Source organism: Micromonospora musae (genome assembly GCF_003626545.1).
Taxonomy (GTDB): domain Bacteria; phylum Actinomycetota; class Actinomycetes; order Mycobacteriales; family Micromonosporaceae; genus Micromonospora; species Micromonospora musae.
This window is the reverse complement of the sequence record NZ_RAZS01000002.1, coordinates 353,279-373,597: the sequence shown is the minus strand read 5'-3', so window position 1 is coordinate 373,597 and position 20,319 is coordinate 353,279. Positions and strand designations below refer to the sequence as shown.

At 73.8% G+C, this 20,319-nt stretch carries 21 protein-coding genes; 12 read left to right on the top strand and 9 right to left on the bottom strand.

Annotated elements, in window-relative coordinates:
• Window positions 1-28 precede the first annotated feature (28 nt).
• Window positions 29-592, top strand: a complete 564-nt coding sequence (locus tag D7147_RS06135) for a GNAT family N-acetyltransferase (RefSeq protein WP_120674486.1) — start codon at window positions 29-31, stop codon at window positions 590-592.
• Window positions 593-633: 41 nt separating this feature from the next.
• Here the strand turns inward: D7147_RS06135 and D7147_RS06130 are convergent, their stop codons facing one another.
• The 4 genes from D7147_RS06130 to D7147_RS06115 form a co-directional block, all read right to left on the bottom strand.
• A complete protein-coding gene (locus tag D7147_RS06130) occupies window positions 634-1,644 on the bottom strand; it encodes an MFS transporter (protein ID WP_120674484.1) in 1,011 nt (336 codons plus the stop codon).
• A 5-nt stretch (window positions 1,645-1,649) separates the two neighbouring features.
• Window positions 1,650-1,913 carry a DUF7161 family protein gene (locus tag D7147_RS06125; RefSeq protein ID WP_120674482.1) on the bottom strand — a complete coding sequence of 88 codons (264 nt, stop codon included), beginning with the start codon at window positions 1,911-1,913 and terminating at the stop codon, window positions 1,650-1,652.
• A 10-nt stretch (window positions 1,914-1,923) separates the two neighbouring features.
• Window positions 1,924-2,574, bottom strand: a complete 651-nt coding sequence (locus D7147_RS06120) for a tetratricopeptide repeat protein (protein ID WP_120674480.1) — start codon at window positions 2,572-2,574, stop codon at window positions 1,924-1,926.
• Window positions 2,575-2,704: 130 nt separating this feature from the next.
• Entirely contained in the window at window positions 2,705-3,190 is a 486-nt protein-coding gene (locus D7147_RS06115; RefSeq protein WP_120674478.1) for a carboxymuconolactone decarboxylase family protein, read from the bottom strand.
• A 183-nt stretch (window positions 3,191-3,373) separates the two neighbouring features.
• Here D7147_RS06115 and D7147_RS06110 point away from each other — a divergent pair, with 183 nt between their 5' ends.
• The gene (locus D7147_RS06110) at window positions 3,374-4,315 is read left to right on the top strand and encodes an RNA polymerase sigma-70 factor (protein ID WP_120674476.1); all 942 of its coding nucleotides are present in this window, start codon (window positions 3,374-3,376) and stop codon (window positions 4,313-4,315) included.
• Between the two features lie 22 nt (window positions 4,316-4,337).
• On the opposite strand, the gene D7147_RS06105 is transcribed toward D7147_RS06110, so the two are convergent.
• A complete protein-coding gene (locus D7147_RS06105) occupies window positions 4,338-4,808 on the bottom strand; it encodes a TspO/MBR family protein (RefSeq protein WP_120674474.1) in 471 nt (156 codons plus the stop codon).
• A gap of 109 nt (window positions 4,809-4,917) precedes the next feature.
• Between D7147_RS06105 and D7147_RS06100 the strand changes: the two genes are divergently transcribed.
• Complete coding sequence (locus D7147_RS06100; RefSeq protein WP_120675253.1) at window positions 4,918-5,439, top strand: hypothetical protein; 522 nt, start codon at window positions 4,918-4,920, stop codon at window positions 5,437-5,439.
• Between the two features lie 27 nt (window positions 5,440-5,466).
• Here the strand turns inward: D7147_RS06100 and D7147_RS06095 are convergent, their stop codons facing one another.
• Window positions 5,467-6,129, bottom strand: coding sequence for a response regulator (locus D7147_RS06095; protein WP_120674472.1), 663 nt, complete (start codon window positions 6,127-6,129; stop codon window positions 5,467-5,469).
• Entirely contained in the window at window positions 6,126-7,256 is a 1,131-nt protein-coding gene (locus D7147_RS06090) for a sensor histidine kinase (protein WP_120674470.1), read from the bottom strand. The genes D7147_RS06095 and D7147_RS06090 overlap by 4 nt, the downstream gene beginning before the upstream one ends.
• A gap of 144 nt (window positions 7,257-7,400) precedes the next feature.
• Between D7147_RS06090 and D7147_RS06085 the strand changes: the two genes are divergently transcribed.
• The 3 genes from D7147_RS06085 to D7147_RS06075 are packed head-to-tail and all read left to right on the top strand — an operon-like array spanning window position 7,401 to window position 10,589.
• Window positions 7,401-8,390, top strand: coding sequence for a carboxymuconolactone decarboxylase family protein (locus tag D7147_RS06085; protein WP_120674468.1), 990 nt, complete (start codon window positions 7,401-7,403; stop codon window positions 8,388-8,390).
• 10 nt (window positions 8,391-8,400) lie between these two features.
• On the top strand, window positions 8,401-8,853 hold the full coding sequence (locus tag D7147_RS06080; RefSeq protein ID WP_120674466.1) for a DUF6220 domain-containing protein: 453 nt from the start codon (window positions 8,401-8,403) through the stop codon (window positions 8,851-8,853).
• Window positions 8,850-10,589, top strand: a complete 1,740-nt coding sequence (locus D7147_RS06075) for a multicopper oxidase family protein (protein ID WP_120674464.1) — start codon at window positions 8,850-8,852, stop codon at window positions 10,587-10,589. Before D7147_RS06080 ends, D7147_RS06075 begins: the two co-directional genes overlap by 4 nt.
• Window positions 10,590-10,604: 15 nt before the next feature.
• Here the strand turns inward: D7147_RS06075 and D7147_RS06070 are convergent, their stop codons facing one another.
• The gene (locus D7147_RS06070) at window positions 10,605-11,045 is read right to left on the bottom strand and encodes an OsmC family protein (protein ID WP_120674462.1); all 441 of its coding nucleotides are present in this window, start codon (window positions 11,043-11,045) and stop codon (window positions 10,605-10,607) included.
• A gap of 137 nt (window positions 11,046-11,182) precedes the next feature.
• Window positions 11,183-12,226: an iron-siderophore ABC transporter substrate-binding protein gene (locus D7147_RS06065; protein ID WP_120674460.1), complete on the bottom strand. Its 1,044-nt coding sequence runs from the start codon at window positions 12,224-12,226 to the stop codon at window positions 11,183-11,185.
• Window positions 12,227-12,328: 102 nt separating this feature from the next.
• Here D7147_RS06065 and D7147_RS06060 point away from each other — a divergent pair, with 102 nt between their 5' ends.
• The 6 genes from D7147_RS06060 (at window position 12,329) to D7147_RS06035 (ending at window position 20,124) form a co-directional block, all read left to right on the top strand.
• Window positions 12,329-13,390 (top strand): FecCD family ABC transporter permease, encoded by a 1,062-nt coding sequence (locus tag D7147_RS06060; protein WP_199734092.1) that lies wholly within the window; start codon window positions 12,329-12,331, stop codon window positions 13,388-13,390.
• Window positions 13,387-14,460: a FecCD family ABC transporter permease gene (locus tag D7147_RS06055; RefSeq protein WP_233562961.1), complete on the top strand. Its 1,074-nt coding sequence runs from the start codon at window positions 13,387-13,389 to the stop codon at window positions 14,458-14,460. The genes D7147_RS06060 and D7147_RS06055 overlap by 4 nt, the downstream gene beginning before the upstream one ends.
• An 11-nt stretch (window positions 14,461-14,471) precedes the next feature.
• The gene (locus D7147_RS06050) at window positions 14,472-15,314 is read left to right on the top strand and encodes an ABC transporter ATP-binding protein (RefSeq protein WP_120674456.1); all 843 of its coding nucleotides are present in this window, start codon (window positions 14,472-14,474) and stop codon (window positions 15,312-15,314) included.
• Window positions 15,311-16,993, top strand: coding sequence for an ABC transporter ATP-binding protein (locus tag D7147_RS06045; RefSeq protein ID WP_233562960.1), 1,683 nt, complete (start codon window positions 15,311-15,313; stop codon window positions 16,991-16,993). Before D7147_RS06050 ends, D7147_RS06045 begins: the two co-directional genes overlap by 4 nt.
• Before the next feature lie 82 nt (window positions 16,994-17,075).
• Window positions 17,076-18,815, top strand: coding sequence for an ABC transporter ATP-binding protein (locus tag D7147_RS06040; protein ID WP_120674454.1), 1,740 nt, complete (start codon window positions 17,076-17,078; stop codon window positions 18,813-18,815).
• A 121-nt stretch (window positions 18,816-18,936) separates the two neighbouring features.
• The gene (locus D7147_RS06035) at window positions 18,937-20,124 is read left to right on the top strand and encodes a hypothetical protein (protein ID WP_147437354.1); all 1,188 of its coding nucleotides are present in this window, start codon (window positions 18,937-18,939) and stop codon (window positions 20,122-20,124) included.
• Window positions 20,125-20,319 lie beyond the last annotated feature (195 nt).

Genomic DNA, 20,319 nt, shown 5'->3' with positions numbered 1-20,319 from the left:
ACGAGGTGGCAGCGCCGACACTGCACAGGTGATCACTCTCGGCACTGAGCGCCTGACCCTTCGCGGCCTGCGCGAGCACGACCTCGACGCTATCGCGAGCCTGAACGCCGACCCGGAGGTGATGCGCTACATCCGGGACGGGTCGGTACGTGACCGTGACCAGAGCGCCGAGGCTCTCCGCAAGATGATCAGGGACTGGGAGACCCAGGGCTTCGGTCTGTTCGCCGTCGAGCTGCGGGAGGGCGGCGCCTGGGCGGGCTGGGTGGGGCTCGCCGTGCCCGAGTTCCTCCCCGAGGTGTTGCCGACGGTGGAGATCGGCTGGCGGCTCGATCGCAGGTTCTGGGGGCACGGGTACGCGACCGAGGCCGCCACGGCGGTCCTACGGTTCGGCTTCAACGTCTGCGACCTGGACCGGATCGTCAGCATTCGGCACGTGGAGAACACGAGATCGAAGCGGGTCATGGAGAAGCTGGGCCTGCCGTGCGAGTTCCACACGGCCGTACCGGGAGATGAGCGGCCCGTCGCGGTTCACGCGACCACCCGCGAGCAGTATCAGGCCGACCACGGCAGCCGGCCGCCCGACCCCGCGTGAGGGCCGGTCTCAGGAGACCATGCCCGGCTGCGCCGGCCGGATCAGACCAGCGGCGCGGCCGGAGGCTGCACCGGCCCGGACGGGCGCCGGGTCAGCACGACGATCCCGGTCACCGCGGTGGCCAGCACCGCCACCACTTCGAGCGGCACGGCCAGCAGGAACGGCGTGCGCCAGGTGAGCCCCCGGGTCAGCAGCGCCCCGGCCACGGCTCCGAACCCGAGCGCGAGCACTGCCGCGCCGACGACGAGCGGCATCGCCCAGGCGCGCTGCGCCCTCAGCTGCGCGACGAGCACCGCCGTGACGCCCCACGCCACACCGGCCGCGATCCCGGTCAGCGCGCGGCCGAACAGCAGCGAACCGCTCCCCGCGGCCAGCGTCGTCAGCAGCGATCCGAGGATCAGCACGACGGCCGCGGGCAGCGTCACTGCGGTCGGCCAGCGCCGGCCGAGCAGGAAACCGAGCGGAGTCGCGAGCAGCGCCGGGAGCAGGTAGGCGACGAAGCTCCACGGGATCGCCGAATCCGGTAGCTGCAGGGCCATTCGCATCGCGGACCCGCCCGGCCCGAAGGTGACGGCGAGCAGGTAGACGCCCAGCAACGCGGTGAGCGCTGGCCCGATCAGCATCCAGGCTGGACGGAGCGGGGCTGGGCCGTCACCACCGATCACGAGGATCACGCTGGCGCGGGGGCCGTTCGGGGGAACCGGGTTGGCGGTGCCGGGGGATGGCGCAGTCACGCCTGAAAGCATACGGACGCGCGGCTCCGCGGCAAGCAGCGACGGTCGATCTGCCGTTCGGCCGCGTTGCCGCGTACCGGGTCGCGGGTCGTCGCCGCGCAGTTCGGCTTCGAGCACGTCCGCGAGCGCGGACCGTTCGGCCTGGTGCCGGCCGAGGAGTTGGGCGCTGAAGGCAACCCAGGCGGCATCCTCTTCCGCCGTCAACTGCGCCCCGTCCACCTCGGACTCGACGTCCGGATGAGCGTCGAGGAACGTCGAGAAGAGCACGCCCATCTCGCGGCTGTGCCGCCGGTTGAGCTCGATGCGTCGCGGATCCATCGTCCTCACACCTCCGGAGGGTCGTCGCAGAGCGCCAACTGGTCGAACACGACCAACGCCACGCGTGTGGTCTCGCCGGGAGGGCACACCCGCAGCGTGTGATGCGGGTTCGGCGTGTCGTCGAGGATGACGACCCGCTCGATCCCGGCCGGCAGGTCGGCCGGCCAGTCGATCTCGTCGGTGGGTTCCGCGACGAGGACGCGGGCGAGCCTCCCGCGCAGCCCGGTCTGGTCGTACCGCAGCGGCGTGCGGTCCTGGTTCTCCCCCATCAAGCAGACCCTAGGGTTCGGCGCGCCCGAGCCCGTCGACGGCCTCCTCATGCAGTTGCCGGGCTCGGTCGAGGTCGCCGAGGGCGACCGCCACGAGGGCCAGATTGTCCAGCGCGACGCGGGTCCTCGGGTCGTCGGCGCCGTGGACGTCCCGGGAGAGCCGGGCGACCTCCTCGAAGAGGTCGTGGGCGGCCTCCGCCTCGCCGAGCCGGAAGAGGCACTGCGCGAGGTTGCTCATCGAGGTGATCGTGTCCGGGTGGGCCGCGCCGCGCAGCCGGCGGGAGGCGGCGAGTTCCTGCTCGTGCAGGGTACGGGCCCGAGCCGGGTCGCCGTCCGCCTGGACCACCAGGGCCAGGTTGTTGACCGCGTTCCAGGTCACCATATGGTCCTCGCCCAGCACCTGCCGGGAGAGCGCGACCGTCCGCTCGCCCAGTTCGCGGGCGGCGGTCAGGTCGCCGAGCACGAGACGTACGTGGACCAGGTTGCTCCTCAGCGCGATCGACTGCGGGTTGGCGGCACCCCACTGCCGGTCGGCGAGCGCGATCGCCTGGGTCAGGGCCTCGGCCCCGGCGGCGGGGTCACCGCGTTCGACACGTGCGGCGGCGCGCCGGCCGGCGCGGTGCACGCGTATCAGGGTGACCCAGTTCCGGAAACCAGCCATGGCCACCTCCGCCGGCCCGGGACATCGACGCAGACGACTCTACGCCTCGGCTGAACGAGCAGCGGTCCGCGAGACCACGGCCGGCAGCCCGGCCCGGGTCGAACCCGGGCCGGGCCGGACTCGCCGCCGCTCAGCTGGACCAGCCGGCGAACGCGCCGGTCTCGTAGGAGCCGCCCCGCTGGTGCACGATCACGGCGAGCCGGTTGGCCGCGTTGATCAGGGCCACCAGGGAGACCAGGGCGGCGATCTGGTCGTCGTCGTAGTGCTTGCGTACTGCGGCCCAGGTCTCGTCGGAGACGCCGGGGTGGGCGTCGGCGAGCCGGGTGCCCTCCTCGGCGAGCGCGAGGGCGGCCTGCTCGGCCTCGGTGAACACCGTGGACTCGCGCCAGGCGGCGACCAGGTTGAGTCGGACGGCGCTCTCGCCGGCGGCCAGGGCCTCCTTGGTGTGCATGTCGATGCACCACCCGCAGCCGTTGATCTGGCTGGCCCGCAGCGACACCAGCTCCTGGGTGGAGGCCGGCAGCGAGGACTGGTGGATGACCAGGCCGGCGTTGGCGAACCGCTTGGCGAACCTGACGGAGACCTCGTTGTCGAACAGGTTGAATCGAGTGGTCACGGCTTCGTCCTCCTCGTGCTGTCGTGCTGGACGAACACGAGATGCCGGTGACCCGGCCGCTGTGACAGCGGCGCACAGGTGACCCGCGCCACAACGACACCGGACGGTACCGTTCCGATGTCACACGACGGCGCGGCCCGGCATCTGGTGGGTGACCCAGCCGAGAGTGAACAGGAGCCAGCCATGGCCGGCACGGCGCGGACCACACCTGACGAACGCGGCTCGGGCGGTGACCTCGACGACCGCCCCGACCCCGCCACCGAGACGTTCCTCGCCCACCGCAACCTGCTCTTCACCGTCGCCTACGAGATGCTCGGCTCCGCCGCGGACGCGGAGGACGTCCTGCAGGAGACCTGGCTGAAATGGACGAGCGTCGACCTCCTCACCGTACGGGACCAGCGCGCGTACCTGGTGCGGATCACCACCCGCCAGGCGCTCGGGCGGATGCGCACGCTCCGCCGCCGGAAGGAGTCCTACGTCGGCTCCTGGCTGCCGGAGCCGCTCCTGACCACGCCGGACGTGGCCGAGGACGTCGAGCTGGCCGAGAGCGTCTCGATGGCGATGCTGCTGGTGCTGGAGACGCTCACGCCGACCGAGCGGGCGGTGTTCGTGCTGCGCGAGGTCTTCGATCTGGCGTACGACGAGATCGCCGAGGCCGTCGAGAAGAGCCCGGCCGCGGTCCGGCAGATCGCCCACCGGGCACGGACGCACGTCGCGGCGCGGCGACCACGCGGGATCGTCTCCGCGTCCCAGACCCGGGACGCGCTCGACGCGTTCCAACGGGCCGTCGAGACGGGCGACCTGCAGCAGCTGCTCGACATCCTCGCGCCGGACGTCGTCATGCTGGGCGACGGTGGCGGGCTCAAGCAGGCCGTTCCGCGCCCCATCGTGGGCGTCGAGAAGGTCTCCCGGGTGCTCGCCGCCGGGCTGGGCCGGATCGCCGCCGTGGGCACGTTGCTGCCGGCGCAGGTCAACGGCTACCCGGCGCTGGTCTTCCGGCAGGACGGCGAGATCGACACCGTCGTGGCGGTACGCATCGACGACGGCCTCGTCACGGGTCTCTACGCGATGCGCAATCCGGAGAAGCTGTCGCACATGGAGCGGGAGACCTCCCTGAGCCGCTGAGCGACGGGTTGCCAGGAGCCGATCACCTGTCGCGGTTGAGGCGTACGACGGCGCCGTTGAGCGCGGTGGCGAAGACCGTCCAGGCGGCGTACGGGGCCAGCGCGAGGCCGGCGACCCGGTCGGTACGCACGGCACGGCGCAGCAGCAGGAGGTTGGACGCGTTGAGCGCGGCGATCTCGGTGAGCGCGGCGGCGGGTCTACGAGCGCGGAAGAAGAGCGCGGTCCAGCCGGCGTTGAGCGCGAGGTTCAGCGCGTAGGCACGGGCGAACGCGGCACGCTCGTCTCCCCTGCTGCGCTCCAGCGTGCGGGCGCCCGCCACCGCGATGAGCGCGTACACCGGGGTCCAGACCAGGGGGAACGTCGACGGCGGCGGCTGCCAGCGAGGTTTGCGCAACCGCCGGTACCAGCGGGAGGAGGGATCGGTGGCCAGGCTGCCGGCGGCGGCCGTCGCGGCGACGGCCGCCGCCGTCGTGATCCAGGTGGATGCAGGCATGGTGGTCCGGTACCCGCCCTACCGGGCATCAACCTGAAGGCACCGACCGCCTGCCGAGCCGTTTCGTCGGCGTGACCGCGTGGTGACCGTCGGCACCTACCGTGTGAGGATGCGACGGACGGGGCTGCTGGGACTCATCTGCGCGTTGGTGCTGGCCTGCCTGACGGGCTGCAGCGCCCCGATCGAGGGCGCGGTCGGCGTACGACTGGACCCCGACGGCCGGCTGGTCGGTGTGTTCGACTGGTGCCGGGGTGAGGGGGCGGTCGTGATCACCCTCTACCGGGGCATGGACAACGGCGGGGTCAAGGGCAGGGTGATCCAGCTCGAGCGGGAGCAGGATCGCCGGGCCCGCGAGACGGAGGACGTGGTACTGCTCGACCCGGCGGACGGTTGGCGGACGAAGCTGGCGGCGGCCACGTTGGACGACGAGCAGATCTACGACCTGCGGGCGTGGAACGAGGACGGCGGCGCGGTGGACGACTTCCCGTTCCGGGTCAGTGAGCTACGCGACCGGGTCGGCCCGAACACGATCCTCACCAAGAACTGGGAGGGCGACACGGACGGCGGATACGTCGCCACGTACCGCACCCGAGAGGACTTCGCCCGCTACGCCGAGACGGTGTGCGACTGAACCGAGCGCCCGCTGGGCGACGTGGTGTCAGCGACGGCGCGGCGTCACCAGCCCCGACTCGTACGCCCACACGACCAGTTGAGCGCGGTCACGGCAGTGCAGCTTCGTCATCGCCCGGTTGACGTGCGTCTTGGCGGTCAACGGACTGATCACCATCTGTTCGGCGATCTCGTCGTTGCTCAGCCCCCGGGCGACGAGCTCGACGATCTCCTGCTCGCGGGCGGTCAGCACCTCGCGCCCGGCCGTCCGGTCCGGCGGTGCCGGGACCGCGACGAACTCGCTGATCAGCGTACGGGTGACGGCGGGGGCGAGCAGCGCGTCGCCGCGCGCCACGACGGCGACGGCCTGTAGCAGGTCGGCGGGGTCGGCGTCCTTGAGGAGGAACCCGCTGGCGCCCGCGCGGAGGGCGGCGAAGACGTAGGAGTCGAGCCCGTAGTTGGTGAGGATGAGGACGCGGACCGCGGCGAGGTCGGGGTCGGCGGCGATGCGCCCGGTCGCCCCGATGCCGTCGAGCCCCGGCATCTGCACGTCCATCAGCACGACGTCCGGTCGCAGCCGCCGGGTCAGCTGCACGGCCGAGGCGCCGTCGACGGCCTCACCGACGACCTCCAGGTCGTCCTCGGCGTCGAGCAAGGCTCGGAAACCGGCCCGCATCAGGGCCTGATCGTCGGCGAGCAGGACCCGGATCACGCGGAACCGTCCAGCGGGAACGTGGCGCGCACCCCGAACCCGCCGTCGTCGCGGGCCGCGGCGTCCAGCGTGCCGCCCAGCCCGGTGACCCGCTCCCTCATGCCGCGCAGGCCCACCCCGGGCGTCGGCGACCCGACCGGCGCGGCCCGGCCGTCGTCGGTGACGGAGACGGTCAGCTGCGCCGGGGCGTACTCGACGTGGATCCGCGCGGTGGCGGGACCGGCGTGGCGGGCCACGTTGGTCAGAGCCTCCTGGACGACCCGGTATCCGGCCTGGTCGACCTCGCCGGGCAGCTCCCGGGGCTGACCGGTGACCGTCACCTGCACCGGCACGCCGGCCGCCCGGGTCCGCTCGGCGAGCTCACCCACCCGGGCCAGCCCGACCCAGTCCCCGTCGGAGGGTGAGCGCAGGGCGCCCAGCGTCGCGCGCAGCTCCCGCATCGCGGCGCCGCTCGCCTCCTGGATCGCCAGCAGCGCGGCCGCCGGCTCCTCCCCGTGTTTGCGGGCCAGGTGCACGGCGATCCCCGCCTGCACCTTGATCACGGAGATGTTGTGGGTCAGTGAGTCGTGCAGATCCCGGGCGATGCGCAGCCGCTCCTCCCCGGCGCGACGCAGCGCCACCTCCTCGCGGGTGTGTTCGGCCTCCACCGCCCGCTGCTCGACCTGCTCCAGGTACGCCCGGCGCTGCCGACCGACGAGCCCGGCGACGTTGGCGGCCACGAACCAGCCCAGCAGCAGGGACGTCCGCTCGACGATCTGCTGGCCGGGCCGGCCGGCGGGTGCCACCGAGATGTCGTGGGCCAGGAAGCCGCCGAGGAAGACGAGGCTGGCCAGGGCGGCGGTCGTCCGGTGTCCCCGCCAGGCGGCGACGTAGACCGCGCCGAGGACGGGGAAGGCGGCGGAGGGGCCGGGGTGCACCCGGAGGTGGAGGGCCAGCATGGCGGCGCTCACCACTATCAACGCCGGCGCCGGGTACCGCCGGCACGCCGCCAGGGCGGCCGCCATCACCACGACGAGGGCGACGTCGATCGCGTGTACCGGTGCGGCGTCCGGGGCGAGCGCGGCGTTGCCGAGCAGGAGGAGGCCGAGGGCGAGGCCGCTGAGGGCGTACGGCAGGTCGCGGCGCATGGACGAACTGTAGAACGGCCGTCGTCACTGGAGCATCCTCCAGCTGCGGTAGCTGAGGCGTACCGCGGACGTGGTAGCGGCGGCCCGGCAAGTGCCTGCGGCGGCACGACGCCCTTCCGGCCCGCCGGGACGAGCATCGACGCCATGACGTACCGCTTCTTCACCCCCGCTCCCCCGAAGGCCGCGACCGGCCGCACCGCGGAGGTCTACCGGCAGCTGCGGGACGAGTTCCTCGGGCCGGCGCCCACCTTCCGGGCGTTGTCGGTCGCGCCGGAGCTGCTGACCGCGACGTGGGCGCTGATGCGCGAGGCCCTGCTCGCCGGGGACGCGTCCCGGGTCGACCGTGAGCTCGTCGCGTCGGCGGTGTCCCGGGCCAACCGCTGCCGGTTCTGCGTCGACGCCCACGTGATGCTGCTGCACGCGCTCGGCGAGCACGAGCTGGCCGAGGTCGTCGCCCGGGGCGGAACGCCGGCGGAGCCGAGGCACGCCGCGCTCGTCGCCTGGGCCGAGGCGAGCCGCACCCCGGAGGCGGCCGACTGGGCCAGCCCGTACCGCCCCGAGGTGACCGGCACCGCGCTCGCCTTCCACTTCGTCAACCGGATCGTCTCGGCGCTGCTCGACCCGGATCTGCTCCCCGGCGGCGTGCAGCGCTACCCGTTGGTGCGCTCGGCCGGCGGTCGGCTGCACGCCACGACCGCCCGGGCGCCGAAGGAACCCGGCCGCGGCCTGGCCCTCCTCGGCGTCGGCACGACGTCGCCACCGGCCTGGGCCGGCGACAGCCCCGTCGGCGTCGCGTACGCGTCACTGCGGGACGCCGCCGGGCGCGGCGGAGAGCTGCTGGGCGACGTCGCGCGCCGGACCGTCGAGGCGACCGTGCGCTGGGAGGACGGGCGGCACCCGACCCGGCCCGCGGAGTGGGCCGCCGACCTGATCCGGGACCTGCCCGGCGCGGACCGCGTCGGCACGCGGATTGCCCTGCTGGCGGCGTTCGCGCCCGCCGCGATCCGCTCGGGTGACGTCGCCCTCTGGCGGCTCTCCCATCCGGACGACGCGGATCTCGTGCGGCTGGTCGCCTACGGGGCGATCACGGCCACCGACCACGTCGCCCAGACCCTCTCCCCCGCTGAACTCTAGGAGGTTTCTCATGCGTAAGGCCCTGGTCCTCGTCAGCGCTCTGCTGCTGGTCGCGTTCGCCCTCCAGTTCGTCTTCGCCGCCGTGGGCGCGTTCACCAAACCCGCGGGGGACGGCGCGTACGCACTGCACAGCGTCAACGGAATGGTGATCATCCCCGTCCTCACCCTGCTCACCATCCTGCTCGCCGCGCTGGCGAGGGCGCCGGGCCGGGTCGTCGGGCTGGCGGCCCTGCCGCTCGCTCTCGTCGTCCTGCAAGCCCTGCTCGCCATGTTCGCGAACGCCTTCACCGACGCCTCGGGCGCCAGCACTCCGGTCGGCCTGACCGTCGCCGGGCTGCACGCGGTCAACGGGATCATCGCGGTGCACGTCGTGGTCGGTCTCCTCCGGGCGGCCCGCGAGCTGGCCAACCCGGCGCCGGCCGACGCCGAGCGGGTGGTCGTCCGGGAAGCGGAGCCGGCGTGAGCACCGGTTCGCTGCTCGCGGCCGACCTCGCGATCGCGCTCCTCGCGACCGCCGGTTGGCTGGCCGGTGGCGTCGCGTCGGCCGCCCGGCGTCGTCGGCTCGCACTGGGGCTGGCCGTCCTCGCGCTGCTCGGCACGCTCGCCCGCGCCGTCACGATCACCGCGCTCGCCCGCGCCGGCTGGTGGTTCGCCGCGGAGAAGGTCGTGGTGGCCACGCCACTGTCGCTGGTGGCGGTGGCGGTCGCCGGGGCACGGTTGCTGCGACCGCCGGCCGACATCCGCTCCGCCGCTGTCCCGCTGCTCTTCGCCGGCTACGCCGGGAGCGGCGCCCTGCTCGTCACCGTCCTGCACGGCTATCCGGTGTCGCCGGGCGTGGCGCTGCTGGCGGTCGCCGGGGTTGCCGCGGCGACCGTCGTCTCGTGGCGTCTGCTCGGTCCGCGCCCGTCGCGGGCGGTGTCCCGGGCGGCCGTCGCGGTGGCGGTCGCGGCGCTGGTCACCGGAACGGGCCTGACCGCCGCCCCGGAGGCCTCCCCCGCCGGGACCCACGACCACGAATATCGGCAGGCGCAGCCGGTGGGCGAGCCGACCAAGCGGTTCACACTGACCGCCGGGACCGCCACGGTACGGGTGAGCGGCCGGGACGTCGCGGCGTGGGCGTTCGACGGGCAGGTTCCGGGGCCGGAGCTGATCGCCACCGTCGGCGACGTCCTGGAGGTGACGCTGCGCAACCGGGACATCGAGCGGGGGGTCACGCTGCACTGGCACGGGTACGACGTGCCGAACGACCAGGACGGGGTGCCCGACGTGACCCAGGCGGCGGTGTCACCGGGGCAGGAGTTCGTCTACCGGTTCCGCGCCGACCAGGCCGGCACGTACTGGTACCACACGCACTCGGTCTCCGACGTCGGCGTGCGGATGGGGCTCTACGGGGTCCTGGTGGTGCGCCCGGCGCCGGTGACCGGCGTCGACGTCACGGTGCCGGTGCACACGCTGGCGGGCCTGTCGCTGCCCGTGGCGAGAACGGAGCCGGTCGAGGCGGGTGTGCCCGTACGGCTACGACTGATCAACACCGACAGCACGACGCACCGGTACGCCCTGGCCGGTGCTCCGTTCCGGGTCGCCGCGATCGACGGCTCGGACCTGCGGGGACCGACGCCGGTCGCGGAGACCGCCGTGCTGATCCCGGCCGGGGGGCGCTACGACCTGGTGTTCACCGCGCCCGCCACACCGGTGGCGCTCCTTGTCGACGGCCGGTCGGTCTGGTCGACCGGGCCGGTGTCGACGGCGACCGGCTCGTGGCCGGTGCTGGATCCGCTCAGCTACGGCACCGGTTCACCGGTGCCGTGGTCCCGCTTCGATCGGGAGTTCACCCTCGTGCTCGACCGCGGCCTGGACCTGCGGGGGCTGCTTCCGCGCTACGCCCACACCGTCAACGGCGCGGCCGCTCCGGACATCCCGCCGCAGGTCGTCCGCCTCGGCGACGTCGTCAAGTTCACCATCGTGAACCGATCACTGGTGGTGCACCCGTGGCATCTGCACGGGCATCACGTCCTGGTGCTGGCCCGCGACGGTACGCCGGCGACCGGTAGTCCGCTGTGGTGGGACTCGTTCGACGTACGCCCCGGCGAGGTGTGGGAGGTGGCGTTCCGGGCGGACAACCCCGGAATGTGGGCGAACCACTGCCACAACCTGCCGCACGCCGACGCCGGCATGATGCTGCACCTGATGTACCGGTGACCCGCGCCGGGAAGCTCAGTCGCGGTCGGGACCGGCCGCCTCGACCGTCGAGACGGGGGTGCCGAGCTCGACGGTGCGGGAGACGGTGCAGAGCCGGTCGTGTGACTGCTGCATCGCCCGGGGCAGCGCCTCGCGTGCCTGGTCGCCCTCCGGGCCCTCCGGGAAGGTCACGGTGAACTCGACCTTGAGGTTCTGCATCCGGTTTCCGCTCTCGTCCCGGATCTTGTCGCCGGTGACGTTGACGGTGAAGTGGGCGGGTTCGGCGCGGCGGCTGGTGATGTGGTCGACGTCGATCGCGGTGCAGCCGCCGATGGCGGCCAGGAGCAGCTCCACCGGGGTGAAGCTGCCGTCCTCACCGGTGCCGACCGACATCGACCCGCCGCGGACGTTCCGCACGACGTACTGCCCGAGGCTGGTGCGCTCGATCTCCACCGAGCGGAAGGTGTCCGAACTCATGACAGGCACGCTACCCAGGTTTCCCGCTGCGTGAGCCACCGGCCCGGACGGGGGTGGGTGAGACCGCTCGGCGGTCACGCCGCGCGGGCCGGCGCGGTGGGGAACCGGTCGTCCGGGACCGGTTCCCCACCGGATCGTCAGGCGGTGGCCCGCTGCGCCACGGTCGCCGGATCGCCGTCGACCGCCGCGGTCAGCTGCGGAACCAGCTTCTCCAGCAGGAACGGCAGGCTCAGCGGGGTGATGAAGGAGGTCGCGGCCCCGACGATCTCCTCGTTCTCCAGGTAGACGTCGCGCCCCTCGGTCTTGACCTTGAGCTTGCTGTAGAGCGGGTCGGCCTGCACCTTCGCCTTGTCCGGGTCGTACTTGTCGACCAGCCAGATCAGCACGTCGGTGTCGAGCATGTCGGTGCGCTCCCGGCTCAGGTTCGCGCCGAATTCCGCGCCGGTCACCTCGGCGAGCCCGGTGGGCAGCGTGAAGCCCAGGTCGGTGAGGAAGCGGCCGCGCGGGTCCTGCGGCCCGTACACGTAGTAGCCCTCGTAGGTGGTGGCCATCAGGCCGGTCGCCCCGGCGAAGGCCGGGTTCGCGCTGCGCGCCGCGGCGATCTTCCCCTCGACGTCGGCGACGACGCGGTCGGCCTGCGCCTTGCGGCCGACCGCGGCGCCGACGGTACGGGTGAGGTCCTGCCAGGACACCCCGTAGTCGACGGCCCCCTTCGGCTGCGCCACGGTCGGGGCGATCTTCGCGAGGGTCGCGTAGTCGTCGGCGGTCAGCCCGGAGTAGATGCCGAGGATCAGGTCGGGCCGCAGCGCGGCGACCTTCTCGAACTGGACGCCGTCGGTGCTGGTGAGCACCTGCGGTCGGGGCGCGCCGCCGAGCGCGGCCTCGGCCCACGGCCAGATCGCGCCGGGCTTCTCGCCGAACCATTCGCTGGTGGCGACCGGGACGACGCCCAGCGACAGCAGCGCGTCCTGCTCGACCAGTCCGACCACGACGATCCGCTTCGGCTCGGCGGGGACGGTGGTGGTGCCGAACTTGTGCTCGATCGACACGGGGAAGGAGTCGGAGGCGGTGCCGCTGGACGAGGTGGCCGGCGGCTCCGATCCGCCCCCGCACGCCGAGAGGAGAAGCACGAGCCCGGTCGCCGCCACGGTGGCGGTACGCCGGATTGAGGCTAGCCGCACGGTTGTTCCTTTCTGCAGGCGAGGCCCCACGTCGGTGACCTCGGAGCGGAGTGTAGGTTAGCCTCACCTAACTCACGTAACGCGGATGGGCGGAGAGCGTTGTTGACCACCGGCACCCTCCCGGCGCCGCCGACCACCTCAGCGGAGCAGACGTCGCGGGAGCCGCGGTCCCGTACCCGCCGTCGTTGGGCCGGCCTCGGCGTCGGCCTCGTCGCACTCGCCGTCGCCGTGGCGTTGAGTGTCGCGGTCGGCAGCCGCTCGCTCGGCCTGGGCACCGTCTGGCAGGTGCTCTGGCACGATGACGGCTCCCCGTCCGCGGCGATCGTGCACCAGCTGCGGCTGCCCCGTACGCTGCTCGGCCTCGGGGTGGGCGCGGCGCTGGGCCTGGCCGGCACGGTCATGCAGGCGCTCACCCGCAATCCGCTGGCCGAGCCCGGGCTGCTCGGCGTCAACCTCGGCGCCGCCACCGGCGTGGTCTTCGCCATCGCGTTCCTCGGCGTCGGGACCGCCACCGGCTACGTCTGGTTCGCCATCGTCGGGGCCGCCCTCACCTCGGCGGCCGTCTTCGCGCTCGGCGGCTCCGGCCGCGCACCCACCCCGGAACGGCAGGTGCTCGCCGGGGTCTCCTTCACCGCGGTGCTCGGCGCCGCCGTCTGGGCCGTCCTCGTCACCAACCGGGAGGCGTTCGACAGGTACCGGCACTGGGACGTCGGTTCCCTCGCCGACCGCGACAGCGCCGCCATCATGCAGGTGGCCCCGTTCCTGGTGGCCGGCATCCTGCTGGCGCTGGCGCTGGGCCGCCAGTTCAACGCGCTGAACCTCGGCGACGACTCGGCCGCCTCGCTCGGCGCGCACCCCAACCGGATCCGGGCGCTGAGCATCCTCGCGGTGACGCTGCTCTGCGGCGCCGCGACCGCCGCCTCCGGTCCGATCTGGTTCGTCGGCCTGGCCGTCCCGTACGCGGCCCGGATGTTCACCGGCTCGGACCACCGCTGGATCCTGGCCTACTCGGTCGTCCTCGGCCCCACCCTCCTGCTGGCCGCGGACGTGATCGGGCGGGTCCTGGTGGCCCCGGCCGAGATGCCGGTCGGAGTGGTCACCGCGTTCCTCGGCGCCCCGCTCTTCATCGCGTTGTGCCGCCGACGCCGGCTGAGCGCGCTGTGACCGCCCCCGTCCTGCGGCTGCGCCGCTCCGGCCGTACGACCCAGCTGGTGATCCGCAGCCGGGCCGGCCGGCTCTCGCTGCGGGTGCACCTGCGTGCGCTGCTAGTCGGCACCGCGCTGCTGCTGGCGGCGCTCGCCGTCTCGTTGGTCAACCTCTCCAGCGGCGACTTCCCGGTCCCCGTGCCCGACGTGCTGCGCAGCCTCGTCGGCCAGGGCGACCCGGGCACCGACTTCATCGTGCACGAGCTGCGACTCCCCCGCGTGTTGATCACCCTGCTCGTCGGGGCGGCGCTCGGCGCGAGCGGCAGCGTCTTCCAGGGCCTGACCCGCAACCCCCTCGGCAGCCCCGACTTCGTCGGCATGACGGTCGGCGCGGCGACCGGCGCGCTGATCGTGCTGCTGGTGCTGGGCGGCGGAGGATTCCAGGTGGCGGTCGGCGCGATCCTCGGCTGCCTGGCCACCGCCGTCGCCATCTACCTGCTGGCGTTCCGCCGTGGGGTGCAGCCGTTCCGGCTGGTCCTGATGGGCGTCGGCATGTACGCGCTGCTCGACGCCGCGAACTCGTACCTGATCTACCGCAGCCGACTGGACGAGGCGCTCGCCGCCCAGGTCTGGCTGATCGGCAGCGTCAACGGCCACGGCTGGACCGAGGTGACGCTGGTCGGCTGCACCGTCGCGGTGCTGCTGCCGGTGGTGCTCTACCACGCCCGGCATCTCGACCTGCTGGCCCTGGGTGACGAACCGGCGCAGCTGCAGGGCGTTCCGGTCGAACGCAGCCGGGCGGTGCTGGCGCTCGCCGGTGTCGGGCTCGCGGCGGGCGCCACCGCGGCGGCCGGGCCGATCGCGTTCGTGGCGCTGGCCGCACCGCCGCTGGCCACCCGGCTGACCCGCTCCCCGCACGCCGGTGTCCTGCCCGCCGCGCTGATGGGTGCCGCGCTGCTGAGCGCCAGCGACTGGGGGGCACAGCACGTCCTGCCCGGCAACGACATCCCCGTCGGCGTCGTCACCGGCGCGCTCGGCGGTCTCTACCTGACTTGGCTGCTCTTCCGAGAGCGCCGCAACCGCGGATAAGGAGCACGGCGATGACCAAGGCGCGCTTGCGGGCCGAGGCGCTGACCCTGGCGTACGACAGACGAGTGGTCGTGCGGGATCTCGACGTCCAGATCACCGACGGGTCGTTCACCGTCATCGTCGGCCCGAACGCGTGCGGCAAGTCCACCCTGCTGCGTTCGCTCGCCCGGGTGCTGAAGCCGCACTCCGGCACGGTGCTGCTCGACGGCCGGGCGATCGGGTCGTACCCGTCCCGGCAGGTCGCCAAGCAGCTCGGCATGCTGCCGCAGTCGCCGGTCGCGCCGGGCGGAACGGTGGTGGAGGAGCTGGTCGCCCGCGGCCGCTTCGCGCACCAGCGCCTGGTGCGGCAGTGGTCCGCCGAGGACGAGGCCGCGGTCGCCGACGCGATGCGCCAGACCGAGGTGACCGAGCTGGCCGACCGCTTCGTCGACGAGCTCTCCGGCGGGCAGCGCCAGCGGGTCTGGCTGGCCATGGCGCTGGCCCAGCAGACCTCGATCCTGCTGCTCGATGAGCCGACCACCTTCCTCGACCTCTCCCACCAGTTCGAGGTGCTGGACCTCTGCGCGGAGCTGCACGAGCAGGGCCGCACGATCGTGGCCGTGCTGCACGACCTGAACCAGGCCTGCCGGTACGCCACCGAGCTGATCGTGATGCACGACGGCGCGGTCGTCGCGCAGGGCGCTCCCGCCGAGGTGATGTCGGCGGAGCTGGTGGAGTCGGTCTTCGGGATGCCCTGCCGGGTGATGACCGACCCGGAGACCGACACCCCGATGGTGGTGCCCGCCGACCGGCAGCGGCGGCGGGCGGCGCGCGGCGGCGCGGCGGCGGGCGTGGTCGACCGGGCCACCGTGTGACCGGCCGTCGTACGGTGCTCGGCGCAGCGCTCGCCGGGCAGCGGCGCACCATCGCGCTGAGCACAGTCATGTTCTCCGGTCACCAGGCCGGCGAGGCCGCGGTCCCGTTCCTGATCGGCGTGATCATCGACCGGGCGGTGGCCGGCGGCGTCGGCAGCCTCGCGCTGTGGCTGGGGGTGCTGGCCGCGGTCTACCTGTGCCTGAGCTACAGCTTCCGCTACGGCGCGCGCGCCGCCGAGCGGGCCGCCGAGCAGGCCGCCCACGACCTGCGCCTGCGGGTGACCCGGCGGGTGCTGGACGCGCGCGGCGGCGCCGAGGCCGACCGCCTCCCCGGCGCCCTGGTCTCGATCGCCACCAGCGACGCGTCCCGGGTCGGCGCGGTCGCCGTCGCGGTGGCCGCCGGCGTCGCCGCCGTCGTCGCAGTGGTCTTCACGGCAGTCCTGCTGCTCTCCATCTCGCTGCCGCTCGGACTGCTGGTGCTCCTGGGCACCCCTCCGCTGATGCTGCTCACCCGCCTGCTCGGCAAGCCGTTGGAGAGACGCAGCGAGACCGAGCAGGAGCACGGCGCGCAGGCCTCCGGCATCGCCGCCGACCTGGTCGCCGGGCTCCGCGTGATCAAGGGCTTGCGGGCCGAGAGCGCCGCCGTCGCCCGTTACCGGCGGCGCAGTCGCAGCGCGCTGGCCGCGACGGTACGAGCGGCCCGGGCGGAGGCCGCCTACCAGGGGGTGGTCTCCACGCTCAGCGGAGCCTTCCTGGCCGTCATCGCGGTCGTCGGCGGCCTGCTGGCCGTCCGTGGCCAGGTCAGCGTCGGTCAGCTCATCTCCTCGCTCGGCCTGGCGCAGTTCCTGGTGGGGCCGCTGTCGACGTTCGGCTGGGTGGGCGCCGACCTCGCCCAGGGCCGGGCGTCCGCCCGCCGCATCGCCGCCGTGCTGCACGCGCCCGACGCGGTGACCGGCGGCTCGGCGAGCCCGGTCACCCCGGCCCGGGGCGCACTGACGCTGCGGGGTCTGCACAGCCCGCCGCTGCGCGGGGTCGACCTGGACATCGCCCCCGGCGAGCTGCTCGGCGTCGTCGCCGCCGACCCGGCCGAGGCGGCCGAGCTGGTGCGGGTGCTCGGACGCGTGCGCGACCCGGCCGCCGGGTCGGTCCGACTGGACGGCGTGGCGCTGACCGAGCTCGCTCCGTCCGCGCTGCGGGCCGTGGTGCTCGCCACCGAACACCACACCGACCTCTTCGACGGCACGCTGCGCGACGCCGTCTCGTTGGCCGGGCGCGCCCGACCCGACCGGGTGGCGGCGGCGTTGGCCACGGCCGACGCCGATGAGGTGGCGCGCAGCCTCCCGGACGGTCTGGACAGCGTGCTCGGCGATCAGGCCCGCTCGCTCTCCGGTGGGCAGCGGCAGCGCATCGCGCTCGCCCGGGCGGTGGCCGGCGACCCGCCGGTGCTGATCGTGCACGACCCCACCACCGCCGTTGACGCGGTGACCGAGGCCCGGATCGCCGGGCGACTGCGGTCGATGCGGGACGGGCTGACCACCGTCCTGGTGACCAGCAGCCCGGCGCTGCTCGCGGTGACCGACCGGGTGGTCGTCCTGCGGGACGGCGCCGTGCAGAGCAGCGGCACGCACGCCGACCTGATCGCCGGGGACGCCGGCTACCGAGAGACCGTGCTGGCATGACCGGCCGCACCGGACTCCGGCGCGTGACCGGCAACCCGTTCGGGCGTACGGAACACAGCGGCACGCCGACGGAGGGCCAGCCATGACCGCAGAGCCGACACCGCTGCCGATCGCCACCGGGCGTCGCACCCGGGCCTGGCTGCGCGTGCTGGTACGGCCGCACCGGGCCCGGCTGGCCGGCGCGCTCGCCCTGCTGGTCGCCGGCACCACCGCGGGACTGGTGACCCCGCCGCTGCTCGGCCGGATCGTCGATCTGGCGACCGGCGGGGGCAGCACCGGCGAGTTCCTGCTCACCGGCGCCGGGCTGGTGGGCGGCGCGATCGCCGAGGCGGCGCTGGCCGGCCTCGGCGTGGCCCTGCTCGCCCAGGTGGGTGAGGGCATGCTGGCCCGGCTGCGGGAACGGTTCGTGGCCGCCGCCCTGCGCCTCCCGCTGGAGCGCGTCGAGCGCGCCGGGACCGGCGACCTCACCTCCCGGGTCACCAACGACGTGGCGGTGGTCGCCGAGGCGGCCCGCAGCGCGCTGCCCGAGTTCACCCGGGCCCTGCTCACGATCGTGCTCACCCTGGCCGGGATGGCGGTGCTCGACTGGCGCTTCCTGGTCGCGGCGCTGATCGCGGTGCCGGTGCAGGTCTACACGGTCGGCTGGTACACCCATCGCGCCGTGCCGCTCTACGCGCGGCAGCGCGTGGCGGTCGCCGCGCAGCAGCATCACCTGCTCGCCACCATCGACGGCGCGCCGACCATCCGCGCCTTCCGGATCGCCGAAGAGCACCGGGACCGGGTCGCCGGCAAGTCGCAGCAGGCGGTGGAGCTGCTGTTGCGGGGCGTCGCGCTGCAGACCCGGTTCTACGCCCGGCTGCACGTCGCCGAGTTCGCCGGGCTGGCCGCCGTGCTCGCCACCGGATTCCTGCTGGTGCGGGGGGACGCGGTGAGCATCGGCACGGCCACCGCGGCGGCCCTGTACTTCCATGGCCTCTTCAACCCGATCAACGTGGCCCTGGCCCTGGTCGACGACGCCCAGGCCGCCGCGTCGGGGCTGGACCGGCTGGTCGGGGTCGCCGACCTGGACCCGCCCGCCCGGCGGCCGGTGACGCCCGCGCAGACGCCGGACGCGGTGGTGGTCAGCGGGGTCGACTTCGCCTACGTACCGGGGCGGCCGGTGCTGACCGGTGTGGACCTGACGATCCGCCGGGGGGAACGGGTGGCCCTGGTGGGCAGCAGCGGAGCGGGCAAGACCACCCTGGCCAAGGTGATCGCCGGTGTGCACCCGGTGACCGGCGGGAGCGTCGCGGTGCCGGCCGGGGAGGTCGCGCTGATCACGCAGGAGGTGCACGTCTTCGCCGGGCCGCTCGGCGAGGACCTGCGACTGGCCCGCCCGGACGCCACCGACGACGAGGTGCGTGCCGCGCTGGCCGCCGTGGACGCGCTGAGCTGGGTGGAGCAGCTGCCCGACGGTACGAACACCGAGGTCGGCGCGGGCGGGCACGTCCTCACCGCGGCGCAGGCGCAGCAACTGGCGTTCGCCCGGTTGATCCTGCGGGACCCGCCGGTGGCCATTCTGGACGAGGCCACCGCCGAGGCGGGCAGCGCGGGGGCGCGTCTGCTCGAACGGGTGGCCGCGACGGCCCTGGCCGGGCGTACCGCGCTGATCGTGGCGCACCGCCTGACGCAGGCGGTGTCGGCGGACCGGATCGTGGTGCTGGAGGAGGGCCGGATCGTCGAGGTCGGCACCCACCGGGAACTGACCGAGCGGGGCGGCCGGTACGCCACCCTGTGGCAGGCCTGGTCGGACCAGCGGGTGCCACACCTCGCGTCGGAGTGAGCGGGAGACCGTCGAGGACCGACCGAATTCATCGATAGTTGTCTGGTGTCCGTGCCGTACGGGTGATTTGCTGACCGAGTCCTTCGTGGACCTGGAGTCCGGACGAACTCGGGAGAGCGCCATGTTCGACGAGCTGCTCGCGTCGGTACGCGCCCGGGTCAACCGGTACCTGAACTCCGGGGACGCGGAGGATGTGTGTCACCCGGCCGGGCTGCGCGACGCGCAGGCGCTGCTGGTGGTGGCCGGTGAGTTGCCGGGTGGCCGGTTCGCGCGCGGCGGCCGGACGCCACTGGTCGACGCGCAGCACGCCGCCGCGCTCCTGTACTACGCCCGACATCTCGCCGGGTCGACCGGCGACGACGAGAGCGATCTGAGCCGGGCCGAGCCACTGCTGCGACCGGTGTCCGACCGGGTTCCCGAGCTGACCGAGCAGCTGCGGGCGCTCGCCGAGGTGCCGGCGCAGCCGGTCCGGCTGAGCCCGCAGCGGGTGGCCGTCTTCACCTTCGCCGGTTCACCGCTGCACGAGGTCGACGCGGTCATCGCGGTGACCCGGCACGCCGTGCGGGCCGCCGTCGACGACGGGACGGATCCCCTGCCGCTGCGGATGAACCTCGCCGAGGCCCAGGAGCTCCGTTACCGGCGCACCGGCGAGGTCGCGGACCTGACGGACGCCATCGACACCGCCCGGGCGGTGTTGGCGGAGACGCCGCCCGACGACTCGAGGTACACCAACCGGCTCACCACGCTCGGCGGCTACCTCCAGCTCCGGTTCGCGGGTGCCGGCAACAGCGCTGACCTGGCGGCCTCGATCGTGACGCTTGAGCAGGCGTTGTCGGCGGCGCCGGCCGACCACGAGGACCGCCCCATGTACCTGTCGAACCTGGGCCGGGCGAGGCTGACCCGCTACGCGCACGTCTCGCAGGATCTCGCCGATCTCGATGCCGCGTTCGAGCTGATCCGGTCGGCGGTGAGCGCCACCCCCGTAGGGGACCCGGGGCTGGGCGGCCGGCTCCACGCGCTGCACCAGACGCACCGCCTGCGGTACGCCCGCACCGGCGACCCCACGTACCTCGAGGCGGCGCTGGTCGCGGCGTACCAGGCGGTCGAGGCGACCCCACCGGAGCACGGTGAGCGCCCCGAGCGGATCCTCGACGTCGGCGCCACTCATCTGGATCGGTACGAGCGGACCGGGGACAAGCAGGACGCCGCGGTGGCGATCGACATCGCCCGGCAGGTCAAGCGGGTCGCCCCGCGGGATCACCCGCTGCACGCGGCCGCCCGGGAACTGCTGGAGCGCGCCCGCCGCTGAGCTCGCGGCGTACCGGCCGCGCGCTGCCCCGGGTGGCGTCGGCCAGGCCGCAACTTTTCCGCACAATCCGCCCTTCGTGCCCGTCGACGGGATGAACGTCGCGGCCCGGTGGCGACTCCTCAGCGCCGCGGGGCGCTGCGTCCTGCGCCGAACTCGCGTGTGGTCGCCCTGCCGTGGCCCGGTGTAGCCTCGCAT